The 14953-nt window shown below is 44.5% G+C and carries 13 protein-coding genes; 8 read left to right on the forward strand and 5 right to left on the reverse strand.

The features are described from left to right. Window positions 1–124 precede the first annotated feature (124 nt). Window positions 125–1201 carry a mechanosensitive ion channel family protein gene (locus ZOBGAL_RS08835; protein WP_013993231.1) on the reverse strand — a complete coding sequence of 359 codons (1077 nt, stop codon included), beginning with the start codon at window positions 1199–1201 and terminating at the stop codon, window positions 125–127. A gap of 261 nt (window positions 1202–1462) precedes the next feature. Here ZOBGAL_RS08835 and hemH point away from each other — a divergent pair, with 261 nt between their 5' ends. Next, window positions 1463–2494, forward strand: a complete 1032-nt coding sequence (hemH, locus tag ZOBGAL_RS08840) for a ferrochelatase (RefSeq protein WP_013993232.1) — start codon at window positions 1463–1465, stop codon at window positions 2492–2494. A 30-nt stretch (window positions 2495–2524) separates the two neighbouring features. Continuing rightward, window positions 2525–3913, forward strand: a complete 1389-nt coding sequence (locus tag ZOBGAL_RS08845; RefSeq protein WP_013993233.1) for an MATE family efflux transporter — start codon at window positions 2525–2527, stop codon at window positions 3911–3913. Between the two features lie 32 nt (window positions 3914–3945). Here the strand turns inward: ZOBGAL_RS08845 and ZOBGAL_RS08850 are convergent, their stop codons facing one another. Both ZOBGAL_RS08850 and ZOBGAL_RS08855 read right to left on the reverse strand, forming a co-directional pair. Beyond that, window positions 3946–5274, reverse strand: coding sequence for an alpha/beta hydrolase family protein (locus ZOBGAL_RS08850; RefSeq protein WP_013993234.1), 1329 nt, complete (start codon window positions 5272–5274; stop codon window positions 3946–3948). 59 nt (window positions 5275–5333) lie between these two features. Then, window positions 5334–6149 carry an EcsC family protein gene (locus ZOBGAL_RS08855; protein WP_052725663.1) on the reverse strand — a complete coding sequence of 272 codons (816 nt, stop codon included), beginning with the start codon at window positions 6147–6149 and terminating at the stop codon, window positions 5334–5336. A 230-nt stretch (window positions 6150–6379) separates the two neighbouring features. On the opposite strand from ZOBGAL_RS08855, the gene ZOBGAL_RS08860 reads away from it, so the two are divergent. The 6 genes from ZOBGAL_RS08860 to ZOBGAL_RS08885 all read left to right on the forward strand — a co-directional run bounded on the left by ZOBGAL_RS08860 (window position 6380) and on the right by ZOBGAL_RS08885 (window position 12665). Then, on the forward strand, window positions 6380–6922 hold the full coding sequence (locus ZOBGAL_RS08860; protein ID WP_046287414.1) for a CopD family protein: 543 nt from the start codon (window positions 6380–6382) through the stop codon (window positions 6920–6922). Between the two features lie 147 nt (window positions 6923–7069). Continuing rightward, window positions 7070–8479, forward strand: a complete 1410-nt coding sequence (locus tag ZOBGAL_RS08865) for a sensor histidine kinase (RefSeq protein WP_046287415.1) — start codon at window positions 7070–7072, stop codon at window positions 8477–8479. A gap of 61 nt (window positions 8480–8540) precedes the next feature. Beyond that, entirely contained in the window at window positions 8541–9320 is a 780-nt protein-coding gene (locus tag ZOBGAL_RS08870) for an enoyl-CoA hydratase/isomerase family protein (protein ID WP_013993238.1), read from the forward strand. A 35-nt stretch (window positions 9321–9355) separates the two neighbouring features. Further along, a complete protein-coding gene (locus ZOBGAL_RS08875; RefSeq protein WP_013993239.1) occupies window positions 9356–10906 on the forward strand; it encodes a hypothetical protein in 1551 nt (516 codons plus the stop codon). 58 nt (window positions 10907–10964) lie between these two features. Beyond that, complete coding sequence (locus tag ZOBGAL_RS08880) at window positions 10965–12038, forward strand: PA0069 family radical SAM protein (protein WP_046287416.1); 1074 nt, start codon at window positions 10965–10967, stop codon at window positions 12036–12038. A gap of 66 nt (window positions 12039–12104) precedes the next feature. Then, on the forward strand, window positions 12105–12665 hold the full coding sequence (locus tag ZOBGAL_RS08885) for a porin family protein (protein WP_013993241.1): 561 nt from the start codon (window positions 12105–12107) through the stop codon (window positions 12663–12665). Between the two features lie 94 nt (window positions 12666–12759). Here ZOBGAL_RS08885 and ZOBGAL_RS08890 read toward each other — a convergent pair whose 3' ends face one another. Further along, window positions 12760–14184, reverse strand: a complete 1425-nt coding sequence (locus ZOBGAL_RS08890; RefSeq protein WP_013993242.1) for a Gfo/Idh/MocA family protein — start codon at window positions 14182–14184, stop codon at window positions 12760–12762. Window positions 14185–14259: 75 nt separating this feature from the next. Next, entirely contained in the window at window positions 14260–14952 is a 693-nt protein-coding gene (locus tag ZOBGAL_RS08895; RefSeq protein ID WP_013993243.1) for an HD domain-containing protein, read from the reverse strand. Window position 14953 lies beyond the last annotated feature (1 nt).

Raw genomic sequence — 14953 nt, forward strand, 5'->3', positions numbered from 1 at the left:
AGGGGTATGTGCAATAGCTTCAATTTACGCCGAAAAAACTGGCGTTTGTTACAAAAATAGAAAAGCGCCTTGCGCGGTATATCCCTACAAACCGTTAAAAAATGTTGGTTTTAAGGTATAACGACTATTCGCGGGTTGTATTTTCCCGGCCCTCCATATTTTCTATTTGCAGGCGTGTACGGGCCAGACTGTCAGGGTAATTTTGCTGTAAGAAGGTAATCAATTTTTCGCGAACGAGGACACGAAGGTCCCATGCTGTGGAAGAATCCTTGGCACTCATAAGGGCCCTGATTTCAATGTGGTTGGGCTTAGAATCGGTAACCTGGATATTGTTGACCTCCCCGTCCCAAAGCTCTGTGTTTTTGAGGATCCGGGTGAGTTCTTCCCGTAAGGCATCAAAAGGCACCGAATAATCGGTGTATAAAAAAACGGAACCTAAAATGTCGGCGGAGGACTTGGTCCAGTTCTGAAAGGGAGTTTCTATAAAATAGGTAGTCGGCAATATCAGTCGCCTTTTGTCCCAAATCTTCACGACCACATAGGTCAACATAATTTCCTCTATACGTCCCCATTCGCCTTCGACCACAACAACATCGTCTAATTTAATGGGTTGGGCGATGGCGATTTGAATCCCCGCTAGAATAGTACCAATCATTTTTTGGGCGGAAAAACCAATGATAATCCCTGCAAGTCCTGCCGATGCAAATATACTTACCCCAATTTCACGGATGCCGTCAAAGCTCATAAGGGCGATACCCACCGCAAGAATAATGATGATAAAAATCACGATGCGCTCCAGTATGTTGAATTGCGTAGCGACCTTTCGGGCCCTGAGGTTATTGGTGGTATTCATGTCGTAGGTGTGCATGACATGTTGCTTGACGATCTTGATTACTTTGATCACAAGCCATGTAAAAGCGAAAATAAAAAGGAGGGTGCTGGCCTTTCGAAAATAAAATTCGAGGTGGGTTAGGTTGAGCAATTGCCTTAAGGAACCCATTCTGAGCAATATGGAAAATAGAATGAGAAAAATAGGTTTACTTACCTGCTTTACCGAAGATGGCGGGATGAGATATTTTGGATTTTTCCCCAATTTCCGAAGTACTTTGATCAATAGGAAATAGGCCACCATCAAGATGGTCAGGGTTCCTAAAAGTAGAAGGAGCGATTGATAGTTTTCGTTGAAAAAATCATTTATCATAGGAAGTCGTTCAAAGAGTAATAATAGGTTGTTTTTTCAAATCGGCATATCTACATCGCTTGTAAGATCGACGGAATCTATAGCTGCATCAAAAAGTATTTTGATAACATGCACTTTAGATAGGTTTCAAGGCGTATTTTTGTAAAAATTATTGGTTTTTCCCTTTAAACGGGCACTTGAAGATAGCCATATTTGTTCAAAGCCGAAAGTTCTTTAAGGCATAATGGGCATCTTGAAACCAAAAAAAAGCGTAGCTAAACTATGAAAGGAGTTTTATTGGTCAATTTGGGTTCTCCCGACAGTCCCACGGCAAAAGATGTAAAGCCTTATCTCGACGAGTTTTTAATGGACGAACGTGTTATTGACGTGCCCAATTGGTTGCGAAACATCTTGGTGCGCGGAATTATTTTGCAGACCCGTCCGAAGAAATCGGCGGAGGCTTACGCTAAAATATGGTGGGAAGAAGGGTCCCCTTTGATCGTTATTTCGGAAAGATTTACCGAGAAATTAAAGGAGCATTCCGATATGCCGATAGCTTTGGGAATGCGCTATGGCAGTATGACCATAAAAAATGCCTTGAAAGAGCTGAATGATAAAGGGGTAGATGAGGTATTGTTGGTTCCTTTATATCCGCACTATGCCATGTCATCTTATGAAACGGTCGTGGTTAAGGTAATGGAAGAGCAAGAACGGTTTTTCCCCGACATGAAGCTGACCACGCTTCCTCCTTTTTATAAAAATCCCGAGTACATTCGTGTGCTTTCAGAAAAAATTGCCGAAAGCCTTGAGGGCTTCGACTACGATCATATTCTGTTTTCGTACCACGGTATTCCCGAACGACATATTCGTAAGTCTGACCCTACCCGTTTTCATTGCAAAATAGACGGGAAGTGCTGCCAAACGAATTCCGTGGCACACAACACCTGTTACCGCCATCAGTGTTTTGATACCACCGAATCGGTCAAGGCGTATTTGAACCTTCCGGCCGACAAGGTCAGTAACTCGTTCCAATCGCGTCTTCCGAACGACCCTTGGTTAAAACCGTATACCGATTTTGAATTTGAACGTTTTCCTAAGGAAGGAATAAAGAATTTGGCGGTTATCACACCGGCCTTTGTTGCCGATTGTTTAGAGACCTTGGAGGAAATCGCCATGGAGGGCCAACATCAATTTCAGGAAGCTGGTGGTGAGGGTTACAAGCATATTCCCTGTTTGAACGAAAGTGATTCTTGGGTCAAGGTTATGGCTTCTTGGATCAAAGATTGGCAAGAAACGGGGGCCTTACCCGCATAAATCTTTGGCCTATTGGATAATCGACTATAGATGGCTAAAGTATCGGCAGAACAGTTAGGATTGGAGCCAATAGGGAAACTATTGGTGAGACAGGCTTTACCTGCTTCTATTGGTATCTTGGTAATGTCGCTCAATATACTGGTCGATTCGATTTTTGTGGGCAACTGGATCGGTTCCATTGCCATTGCGGCCATCAATGTGGTACTTCCGGTTTCCTTTTTTATCGGTGCATTGGGTATGGCTATCGGCATCGGTGGTGCGAGTATTATCTCTAGGGCGCTTGGGGCGGACAATTACGCAAAGGCCATTAAGACTTTCGGAAACCAGATTACCCTAACCCTTTTGATTACCGTTGCAATGGTAGCACTGGGGCTTTATTATGTCGATTCGCTCATACCGGCTTTCGGAGGAAAAGGAGCGATTTTTGAACCCGCTAAAATTTACTATACCATTGTCTTGTACGGGGTGCCGTTTTTGGCGTTTTGTATGATGGGAAACACGGTTATCCGTGCCGAAGGAAAACCAAAGTTTGCCATGATCGCCATGATCATTCCTTCTGTGGGTAATCTTGTGATGGACTACGTATTCATCTATATATTCGATTGGGGTATGGAAGGTGCGGCTTGGGCCACCACTATCGGTAATGTACTTTGCGCAGCCTATATCTTTTACTTTTTTCTATCGAAAAAATCGGAATTGAAACTGACACCGGCCTGTTTTCGGTTGGATTTGCCCATAATCAAGGAAATAGGTTCTTTGGGTTTTGTGACCTTGTCCCGCCAGGCTACTACAAGTGTGGTTTATCTCTTGATGAACAATATATTGTTCGGCCTTGGAGGTGAAGCTATGGTTGCGGTCTATGCCATCGTTGGCCGTATGCTGATGTTTGCCCTATTTCCAATATTCGGGGTTACCCAAGGTTTTCTGCCCATTGCCGGTTTCAACTACGGCGCAAAAAAATACCAAAGGGTACGAGAGTCGATCAACACGGCCATCAAATACGCATCGCTATTGGCGGCTATCGTTTTTATCGGTCTTATGGGCTTTCCAAAGGAAATAGCCTCTTTGTTCTTGAGCGATAGGGCCGGCCAATCGGCACATGATTTGGCGGCCAATGCCTATGTTTTGGAACATATTCCCTTGGCCATGCGATTGGTGTTCGCCGCAACTCCCATTATAGCCTTACAATTGATAGGTGCGGCCTATTTTCAGGCCATCGGAAAGGCCATACCGGCCTTACTGCTAACACTATCGCGACAAGGCTTCTTCTTTATCCCGCTTATATTGGTTTTACCGAATTACTTCGGGGAACTGGGGGTCTGGCTTTCCTTTCCCATAGCGGATGTTTTGGCTACCATAGTAACCGGATTTTATCTGAGAAAGGAAATCAAGAATACCTTGGTCGCCAAGGGAGCTTAAGCTCTTTTTTAGACCTGATAGGGGCAATGTCCCTATTGTTTCATGTTGGCTTCCGAGGCCTTGGCGTGCAACAACTGCATACCTGTTGAAGACCTTGGTTTGAACCCGTGCCAATCTTGGTCGTTCGATTCTTTGGGGAGGCTCAAATACGCACTGTAATCGGCATTTTTTAGATAGATGCCCAAGAAAGCCGTAAGAAAGTGTTGGTTGATGTTATTGATCTTGCGTTGGTCCCAAGAAGGTTCTGCGTATCGGTAATACTCATCGATATGCAAACCGGGTTGTAATGCTTCGGCCGGAGGGGGATTGGGCGCTACGTTATGGCGTGCATTCTTATAGGTGAGCAAATATCGGTCAGCATTGACCGCTCCCTTGTAAATAGCCTTGATTCCTTTTTCGTAACCTGATATGTCGTCTTGGTCACCCGCAACAAATAGTGTGGGTTTCTTTAGGCCGCCCAATCCATTGGCATCCCAAACCCCGCGTTCCATTCCCCAAGGGGCAAAGGCGACTACGGCCTTGATCCTGGGGTCGATTTGTTTTTGATAGGATGCGTTGCTGGCCGCCAATGCCGATATGGCCGTGCTTCCACCGGTCATCTGACCGAAAAAGGCGGTAAGGCCGTCGCTATAACCGGCACCGGCCACATTGAGCACGCCGTAACCTCCCATGGAGTAGCCCACAATACCTATATTTTCTGAATCTACCATTCCAGAAAGTTGGTCCTTTGACGAGGAGCTTCCCTTATCGGCAATCGTATTGATGACAAATTGGATGTCTTTGGCCCGGTTGAGCAAGGTGCTTTGAAAAGCATTCGCATCTTTAAAGGTAGAATCGGTATGGTCTATGGAGACCACAACGTAGCCTTTTGAAGCCAAGTTTTCGGTCAAATAGGTCATCAGGTAGCGAGATCCGACATAGCCGTGCGATACTACAATTAGGGGATAGCCCTCGGTCGTGGCCTTGGGTGTCGCATCACGATAGGCCTTACCTTTAAAGGAGAAAGGGATCAAGGGGCGTAAAGAATCACCACGGGTACCCATTACATCTTCATAGATTACCGTATTTCCTTTCTTGTCAGGAGCTTCTGAAGGGTACCAAACCTCTATGGTGAGCGGTCGGTCGTACAAAGGGTCTTTTCCTCCTTTTGAATTTAAGATATCGACCTGGTCCTTATGGATCAGCTCAAGGGTGCGTACGCCAACGGTATAATCGCCCCTTTCCGCCAGTTGTGGGGCATCGGGGAGGGCATCGCCGTATAGAAAGTCCTGTGCTTGTAAGCTAAGGGTCGCGCATAAAAACAGGAGTAGGGCTGTAATCGTACAGGTGTTTTTCAAGAAAACGGGAACTGGGTTTTTCATAGTGTTACAATTGGTTGAGACCTAAATGTAATGAAATTTCACAAGAAGACGATACGGTGTTAAATTTTTGTAATCGATAGTTCTTCATAGGCTAACCGAATTTGGTCTTCCCCGTATTTGCGCTCTAACCGCCTGATACTAAAATGGGCATGGGCCATATTTTGAAAGTGGTCGATAAATGCCAGGTTGATCGTAGCGCCACCGGCCGCCCCTACAATAGGTATGGCTTGTGCCACGAACTTTTCCGAGACCTGTACACTAAAACGGGATGCGACCTGTGCAATCAATTGAAGAAGCGGGTTTCCTGTTGTGTTTAAAAGAGAGGTCAGTGTTTTTCCGGCAATTCCACTAGCTCCTTTAACAGTGGAGCTAATCGCTATTCTTGTGGCGTAATATCCGGTGTCAAGGTGGTCGTCGTGTTTGCTTTTTCCTCCTAAGGCAAAAACCTGTAGGCAGGCTAATTGCGAATCGAGGGAGTTCAGGTCTTCGCCTTCACTACGGGCAATATCCATAATGGAACGCATCATAAGCTTGGTGGCCAGTGTAAGGTCGACCGCAAAGGCCGTTACGCCTAGGGCCCCTCCTATGGCGCCCGATGAGGTCACCAATGCCTTGTACAATTTGTTCGAAGGCGTGGTTTTGGCGTTTTTGTCCATTGAGATCAGATTGCTCTTCACCACCGTGTGCAGCACTTTGTAGGTAATTTGCTGTATTCGGTCACGTTGCTTTTGGGGAAGGAGTTGAATGCGGCTTTCTATAAGGTTGCCCATTTTGTTGAGGCCTTGCATGGCCCAGCCGATTTGCTCCATTTTTTGCTTGGCCTTATGGAGGGTGAGCAGGTCATCAGGAGCCAATTTTTTGTTCTCTATTTTCAAAGCGTCTATATTTTGGGTTCGGGCAGAACTAAAATAAGCATTCCCGAAGTTTATTGGGGGGTATAAGGTGTTTTTTGCCACTGTATATTTTTCACGGCCTTGACAAAACTTCCCTTCTTATGGTTTGGGCTTGGTGCGGTACCTAACCTAATGTAAAAACCTTGTATGCTTATATGAACGGTGTTTGCAGTTTTGCCTAACTTTGGTCGATAATACTAAATCCCTGCCCTTTGTACGAATACGTTAAAGCCTTACATCTGATTTTTGTGATTACATGGTTCGCAGGTCTTTTCTATATACCTCGATTATTTATCTATCATATCGAAGCCTCGGAAAAAGCATCGCCCGAAAGGGAAATTCTGACCAAGCAGTTGCAGCTTATGGCCAAACGCCTTTGGTATATTATAACCTGGCCCTCGGCCGTATTGGCCGTATGTTTTGCCGTATGGTTATTGATTTTGGTCCCGGCATGGTTACAGCAACCTTGGATGCACGTAAAGCTCGCCTTTGTGCTTTTGTTGATTGTATACCACCTGAAGACGCACCAAATTTTTAAGCAGCTGCAACGCGATGAGGTCAAGTACAGTTCAAAGTTCATGCGTATATTCAATGAAGGGGCCACCCTTATTTTGTTCGCCATAGTCTTCTTGGTGATATTGAAGAATGCCTTTAATTGGGTATTCGGTGTGGTTGGCATTATCGTACTTGGTATTTTGTTGATGCTCGGTATTCGGTTGTATAAGCGTATCAGGGCTAAAAATCCGAAAGCATAGGGATGTAAATTCTATAAGACCCAGGTCGGGGGAGTCGTTTTACGGGCCTGAAATTGTGTATAGAATGGCGTGATATTTGCTACCTTTGATATAAACTCCAGACTTTTGTTTACAAAACTATCGCTAAGGTCGCGCATCTTCTTATCTATGATCCTACTTGTGGTCGTAGCTTCTATTCTGATTGCCGGCGTTACCGTGTATCAGTATAAGGAACAATCGGAAGATTACCACAGGGACCGATTGGAGCGTAAAGAGGAACAGGTACGCCAAAGCGTTGATTACGTGCTGAAGAAGACAACTTATCCGGTTACTACGGAAAACTTGGGAATGATTTTCAACGAAGAGATTTATCAAATCGCCAATGTCCAGAACCAAAGGCTCAACATATACGACCTAGACGGGCAATTGATCAAAAGCTCCCGTGCCATATTTGAGGTAGACTCGATAGCCAATTGTTTAGACCCTTATATCCTAGAGCGTTTGGAGACCAGTCCGACCAAACGCTTCGTAGACCAAAAAGCCTTGGCCGGAGACAACTATAAGGCTTCCTATACTTATATCAATGACAAACGGTTTAAACCGATTGGTATTTTAAACTTGCCCTATTACGAAGACGATTCGTTCAACAATATGGAACTCAGGGAGTTCTTGCTGCGTTTGGCCGGGGTTTATTTTCTGATGTTGCTTATTGCCATTGGCTTGGCCTATTTTATATCTACATATATTACCCGTTCGCTCCAGACGATTTCAGATATGTTGGGCAAGACCGAGCTGCGGAAAAGAAACCAAAAAATATTGATCGACAACCCCAGCGAGGAAATTGAGAAGTTGGTTACGGCCTATAATGCCATGATAGATGAGCTGGAACAAAGTGCTGTAAAATTGGCGCGTAGTGAAAGGGAGCAGGCCTGGCGTGAGATGGCCAAGCAGGTGGCCCATGAAATAAAGAATCCGTTGACCCCGATGCGCTTAACGGTACAGAGTTTCGAACGCAAGTTCGACCCTAAAGATCCTAACATTGCTAGCAAGGTGGCCGAGTTTTCAAAATCGCTAATACAGCAAATCGATACCATGAGCAGTATAGCCTCGGCCTTTTCCAACTTTGCCGAAATGCCTGCCCAGCAGAACGAAACGGTGAACATCGTTGAAATAGTACGCTTGGCCTTGGATATTTTTAATGAAGATTACATTCATTTTATTTCTCAGGAGGAAGAAATTATCACGAAATTAGACCGCACCCAGTTGATACGTGTGGTGACCAATTTGGTGAAAAATGCCATTCAGGCCGTTCCGGAAGTAGAAGCGCCCCGAATTTTGGTCTCGGTGGTCTCAGATGGAAAATATGCTGAAATTAGTGTGGCAGATAACGGTATAGGTATTGAAGACGGCTTCAAGGAGAAAATATTCGAACCAAAGTTTACCACAAAATCAAGTGGAATGGGCCTAGGCCTGGGCATGGTCAAAAATATAGTCGAAACCTATAACGGCTATATCGGATTTACCTCAAAACCCGGAAAAGGAACGGTATTTACGGTTAAATTCCCGCAGGTAAAATAACCTTGGTGCTGTAGCGAAAAAATGAAATTTTAAACAAGCATAACACTCAAAAACCCACTTCATGAAATTCAATAACATCTTGGTAAATGATAAGGAGGCAACGGCGATAGTAACCATTAATCGCCCTACAAAACTGAATGCCCTGAACCGCGAGACCATTCAAGAGCTGCACGATGCGTTCGAGGCCTTGGAAAAAGATAAAGGGGTCAAAGTCATAATTTTAACGGGAAGTGGGGAAAAGGCATTTGTTGCAGGAGCCGATATTTCCGAATTTGCGGATTTTTCAGAAAAGGAGGGAGGTAAGTTGTCGGCCAAGGGTCATAAACTACTTTTCGATTTTGTGGAAAACCTTTCGAAACCGGTAATTGCCGCAGTTAACGGTTTTGCCTTGGGAGGGGGATTGGAGTTGGCCATGGCCTGTCACTTTAGGGTGGCTAGCCACAACGCAAGAATGGGCCTTCCCGAGGTGTCACTCGGTGTTATTCCAGGGTATGGGGGAACCCAGCGTTTGCCACAACTTATCGGAAAGGGCAGGGCAATGGAACTCATTATGACCGCCAGTATGATCGATGTCGATCGTGCCTTGGGTTACGGATTGGTAAACCATGTCGTTTCTCAAGAACAATTGATCGAGTTCTGCCAAAAGCTGGCGAGCAAGATATCGAATAACTCACCCGTTGCCTTGAGTTATGCAATAAAAGCGGTAAATGCGGGTTTTAAGAACAGTAACGGATATGACGAAGAAATAAAGGCTTTCGGTGCCTGTTTTGGAACCGAGGACTTTAAGGAAGGTACCTCCGCCTTTTTGGAAAAGCGGAAGGCCGATTTTCCTGGAGAGTAGCATATCCCCTTAACCCTACTTATTAAAACCTACTTATGCGAACGCGAAGAAGCTTGACCGTACTGCTGTTTTTGGCAGCCCTAACTTTTTCAAAAGCACAGGAGATTCCTGTTGACTATAGACTTGGCGAGAATTATTCCGATAGGTATAAATATTCTACCGTATTGACAATCGACCGTTCCGCCCAAGAACAGACCGTATTGGTGCGTACCTATTTCGGCGGCATGCCCTTGAGGCCCAAGGGCCATTTTATCGAGGTATACGATACCGATTTAAATTTGGTGGCGGACTACAATTACAAATATGCCGGCAAACATATGGTCGACGGCTTTGTAAAGAACGGTCAGCTTTATTTGTTGGAATTGGTGTACGACCATAATGACGAAGCCTATAACTATGTGGTACACCAGAGTCCCTTAGACGAGTTTAACTTTACCGAAAGAAAACTGCTTTCCATTCCTTCCAAAGAGGTTTTGAACCCACTTGCGGTCAATAAGTACAACCGGAGCTTTGGCAACGGTTTTTCCACGGCCACGCATTTTACCGATGATCGATCGGCTTTTGCCGTTACCGTGCACCATCGTGAAGGGAAAAATGAGAAATACCATATTTATCTTTTCGGAACCGACTTAAAACTTCAGTTAGATTATGACTTTAGCAATTATATAGAGGAAAAGAACTATGCCTTCGAAAATATTGCGGTGTCCAAAGATCTTAAGGAACTGTATTTGATGGGGAAGGCTTTTTTCAAGAAAAGAAGGTTCGATGTCAAAGAAAGAAGGTTTCAGTATGAGCTGGTGCGTGTGGTCAAAGGAGGAAGCAAAACCCAAGAATTTGCCGATGCCGGAAGATTTCCCGAATCGTTGAAGCCGGTATTGTTGGGCAATGACCTCAAAGTTGTCGGTTTCTATGCCGATAGAAAAGACAATCGGTACAACGGTTTGGTCTATTTTAATTTAGATGCCAATTCTTTGGTGATCAAGGCCAAAAAATACAATCCGTTTTCAGATCAGTTTATGCTCGATAAATTCGGTCGTGAGGTCGATGCGGAAATCAAGAACCTTATTTTTAAGAGTGTGCACATAACCCCCAACAACGATATTCTCTTTAGTGCCGAGGAGTATTTTGTAACGGCGGGAGAAGATATCGGTACCGGGGCTACCAAAAAAGTAGATCGCTACCATTACAACGATATTGTATTGGCCAAACTCGATGCCTCCGGTACAATGGAGTGGGCCCGTAACATCAATAAGGCCGAGGTGACCCAAGGAGATGCCTCTTATGCTTCCTACACGGCGTATGGTCATGGGGAAGACATGTACTTCTTTATCAATTCGGGGGAAAATCCACAGAAAATGAGCAAAGAACGTATCCTGTTCAAACAAGGATTTAGCAGAAACCCCAATATGTTTGTCATTAAGGTAGATGCCGAAGGAGACCTTTCCTATAAAAAATTGGTAGACGATAAAGAGGTGCGATTGCCCATTATGGTGTCAAGGCCCTTTGTTGGCGAGGCTTCAAATCACCTGTTGTTCTACGCCAAGCGCGGTACCAAAAAGCAATTGGTGGAAGTAACTGTTAAATAGGGACAAGGATAAACAATAATTGGATTTATTCCATAAATTTGGAGTAAATCCAATTATATTGAAATCCAAATCCTATATTAAAGGGAGGGGTGCACAACAGAATGTGCCCAATAAATTTCTTCAGAACATTTATGAAACCCGAGATGATTTTCTTGAATTTTGTCGGATAGAAGGAGAAGAAGCCGATAAGAACAAGACCCAATACATTCCTATCTTTCCGAAGACCATAGTCAATAAGGTCAACAGTCCCGATGTGGGAATGGCCTATTCCATGAATCCTTATCAAGGTTGTGAGCATGGTTGTATTTATTGCTATGCCCGAAATACCCATGAGTTTTGGGGGTATAGTGCAGGACTTGATTTTGAACGGAAAATCTTAATTAAGAAGGATGCCCCAAAACTGCTAGAGGCCCAATTGAGAAACAAGCGCTGGCAAGCGAGGACCATTGTACTTTCCGGCAATACGGATTGCTATCAACCCGCAGAGAAAAAGTTTGAAATTACCCGTGCCTGCCTCAAAATCTTCCTGAAATACAGACATCCCGTTGGTATTATTACCAAGAACGCTTTGGTCCTGCGTGACCTAGATGTACTGAAGGAACTGGCGAAAGACCGGTTAATTGCCGTTAATGTTTCGGTCACTTCGTTGTCTGAGGAAACAAGACGCATTCTAGAGCCAAGGACGACCACCATTAAAAAACGCTTGGAGACCATTCGTGTATTATCTGAAAACAACATTCCTGTAAACGCCATGCTGGCGCCGATTATTCCTGGAATCAACAGTCATGAAATCATGAACTTGGCCAAGGCGGTTTCCGACAATGGTGCAAAATCATTCGGTTTTACCGTAGTTCGTTTAAACGGCGCCATAGGTGAGGTCTTTACGGACTGGATCCGTAAAACCTTACCTGATAAAGCTGATAAGGTATTGCATCAAATCGAGGAATGTCACGGGGGCACGTTGAACGATAGTCGTTTCGGAATTCGCAGTCGGGGCGAGGGCAAGATAGCGACGCAAATTCATGATTTGATGCGTTTGGCGCGTCATACGTATTTTAAAAACAAGTCTTTTCCTCCCCTAAACCATGAATTGCACGAGCAATTTAAAGATGGGCAGTTAAAATTGTTTTGAGTTCATGTTAACCTTTTTATCTGTGCGGCACTAACAAGGGAAACAGTTAAATAAAATATGTAAATTATGAAAAAACTAGGATTCTTATTGACCGCACTTTTCGCTTTGACCATTGGCCATGCCCAAGATTTCGGTATTGGGGTAAAAGGAGGTATTAACGTGGCTTCCATAGGCGGAAGCGCCTATTCGGGCCTAGGTAGTTTGGGTACTAAGGTGAGTTTTCATTTAGGAGGGGTCGCCGAGTTTTCTATATCGGAAAAAATGGCGGTACAACCAGAACTTTTGTTCTCTTCCCAAGGAACGAATTGGAGTTATGGTACTGGAGATAATAACCTGAATTTAGATTATATCAACCTGCCGATTTTAGGGAAGTATTACTTTTTAGAGGGACTTAGTGCCGAAGCTGGGCCATTGGTGGGCTTTTTGATAGCTACAAACGAAGATGACGATGATCGTTTTAATAAGTTGGACGTTGCTTTTGCTATTGGGGCTTCGTACAAACTGAACGACCATATCTTTTTCAGCCTTCGGTACAACAAAGGTATTGCCAACATCAATGGCGATTCGTATACGGGGGGCAATAGCCAGAACAACGTATTTCAGCTTTCGGCCGGTTACGCCTTTTAATCAGGTTCAGGTAAAATAGAAGAAGCGCAATAGTGATTCCTTTTTGAGAGGTTTCCTTATTGCGCTTATTACTATTTGTTAAGTTTTTTATTTCCTATTTTAATTCCCAGCCTTTGCGGTACTTGCCCTTTACCCATTCATTGGCCAAGTCCCAGTTGGTGACTTTCATGTTGGCACCGTCCCATAGGATTTTTCTTCTTCCGGGATAATCGAAAGGATCCCAATCACCGAGTTTTTTACCTTCTTTCAGTTTCTTGTACTGGAATGCCTTAATGGCCAAATTGCCCATTAATACAGCTTCGGTCAAGGGTCCTGACTTTTTAAAGTCCGATGAGGTTTCGCTTCCGTTTAAACAACCCTCTACAAAGTTTCTTTGGTGGCCTTCTACATCCCCATCAATTCGTTTTAGGTAGGGTGCGGGCGCTTTGAACATATCCATGTTCTTGCTGGGGAGCAATCGGGCATTTCGGGAATAGGTGTCTGTTACCAAAATACCTTTGGTTCCATAGAACACCGAGCCTCCTCCGCCATCGCCGATAGTTTCGCCATCGGCCAATTCATCCGGTAGGTCGGGCATAAGTCCGCCATCGTACCAGTTCAAGGCAATATCGCCATGCTGTTCCGTATTGAATTTTAATCTTACTATGGAGGAAGCGGGGCAAGATTCGCTATAATCAGCTTCAATAAAATCGCCTACCCAGTTCGTAGTACAGCTAGCTTCCGCTTCAGTAGGGTAACCTAGGCCAAGTACGCTAAATGGCGTTTCCATAATATGGCATCCCATATCGCCAAGGGCTCCGGTTCCAAAGTCCCAGAAACCTCTCCATTTAAAGGGAAGGTAGGCGGCGTTGTAATCACGTTGTGCGGCTACACCTAGCCAAAGGTCCCAATCAAGACCTTTTGGAACACGTTGTTTTTCGGTAGGCGCAGGAACGCCTTGCGGCCATACGGGGCGGTTTGTCCAGCAGTCTACTTTGTATACTTTTCCAATAATACCGGAGTCTATCCATTCTTTGGCCTCACGGCTGCCATCACTTGAAGCTCCTTGGTTTCCCATTTGGGTAACGATTCCGTGTTCTTGGGCCACTTTGGTCATCAGACGTGCTTCATTGATGTTATGCGTCAAGGGTTTCTCTACATAAGCGTGCTTTTTGGCGCGCATGAACGGTAATGCTATAGAGGCATGCATATGGTCGGGAGTGGCCACCATAATGGCATCGATGTCCTTAAGATGCTTATCGTATACCTTTCTATAATCTTTGTACTTTTTAGCTTTAGGGTATTTCTCGTAGGTACCTGCCGCCCTTCGGTCATCAACATCGCATAGTGTTACGAACTTTACTTTTCCGGTGTCGTTTAAACCCCTGATTACTCCTGCTCCTCGCCCTCCTACTCCAAAGGCGCCCATATAGAGCGTGTCACTTGGGGCAACGTGGTTCTTGCCCATAACAAAACTGGGTACGATGGAAAATACGGTAGAGGCCGCAGCGGCATTCTTGATAAACTTTCTTCTTTGCATCTTCAATAATTGGATTATGGTTCTGGAATTGAAGGTACAAAAAAATGTAAAAGAGAAAGGGAATGCAGGGCTTTCCTATGCGTTTACATTGTTAAATGGTGTTGTAGCGACCAGTGGGTCCCATTCTTTATAGAATTCCTCAAGGTAGTCCAACATAAATTGATGTCGCCTTTCGGCCAGTTTTTTGCCGGTTTTCGTATTCATTTTGTCTTTTAGCAAAAGAAGCTTTTCGTAAAAATGGTTGAGGGTAGGGGCTTTTGATTTTTTATATTCCTCCTTGGTCATTTTTAGATTTGGGGCAATATCGGGGTTGTAGAGTTCCCTGTTTTTAAACCCACCATAATTAAAGGCCCTGGCGATACCAATGGCACCTAGGGCATCTAAGCGGTCGGCATCTTGCACCACTTGTAGCTCCAAGGAGTCGAATTTTTGGCCCTGTTGTGATTCAAGTGAATTTTTAAAGCTGATATTTTCGATAATCTTGACCACGTGGTCAACGATTTTTGGGTCTACTTTGAGCTCGGCCAAAAATTGCTGGGCGAGTTTTGGTCCCACACTTTCGTCACCACTGTTGAATTTGGCATCGGCAATATCGTGTAAAAGGGCGCCAAGACCAACGACAAGAACGTCTACGTTTTCTTCTTTGGCAATAAGCAAGCTGTTCTTAAAAACACGTTGGATATGGAACCAATCGTGACCGCCTTCGGCCCCTTGTAAAGTCTCTTTTGCAAAAGCAATGGTCTGTTCTATAATTTCAGGGTCGCTCATC

The organism is Zobellia galactanivorans (assembly GCF_000973105.1).
Taxonomy (GTDB): Bacteria; Bacteroidota; Bacteroidia; order Flavobacteriales; family Flavobacteriaceae; genus Zobellia; species Zobellia galactanivorans.

Excerpts from the sequence above, each read along its gene's own strand:
- ZOBGAL_RS08835 (WP_013993231.1), bottom strand. The coding sequence starts at position 1,201 with ATGATAAATGATTTTTTCAACGAAAACTATCAATCGCTCCTTCTACTT.
- hemH (WP_013993232.1), top strand. The coding sequence starts at position 1,463 with ATGAAAGGAGTTTTATTGGTCAATTTGGGTTCTCCCGACAGTCCCACG.
- ZOBGAL_RS08845 (WP_013993233.1), top strand. The coding sequence starts at position 2,525 with ATGGCTAAAGTATCGGCAGAACAGTTAGGATTGGAGCCAATAGGGAAA.
- ZOBGAL_RS08850 (WP_013993234.1), bottom strand. The coding sequence starts at position 5,274 with ATGAAAAACCCAGTTCCCGTTTTCTTGAAAAACACCTGTACGATTACA.
- ZOBGAL_RS08865 (WP_046287415.1), top strand. The coding sequence starts at position 7,070 with ATGATCCTACTTGTGGTCGTAGCTTCTATTCTGATTGCCGGCGTTACC.
- ZOBGAL_RS08870 (WP_013993238.1), top strand. The coding sequence starts at position 8,541 with ATGAAATTCAATAACATCTTGGTAAATGATAAGGAGGCAACGGCGATA.
- ZOBGAL_RS08875 (WP_013993239.1), top strand. The coding sequence starts at position 9,356 with ATGCGAACGCGAAGAAGCTTGACCGTACTGCTGTTTTTGGCAGCCCTA.
- ZOBGAL_RS08885 (WP_013993241.1), top strand. The coding sequence starts at position 12,105 with ATGAAAAAACTAGGATTCTTATTGACCGCACTTTTCGCTTTGACCATT.
- ZOBGAL_RS08890 (WP_013993242.1), bottom strand. The coding sequence starts at position 14,184 with ATGCAAAGAAGAAAGTTTATCAAGAATGCCGCTGCGGCCTCTACCGTA.
- ZOBGAL_RS08895 (WP_013993243.1), bottom strand. The coding sequence starts at position 14,952 with ATGAGCGACCCTGAAATTATAGAACAGACCATTGCTTTTGCAAAAGAG.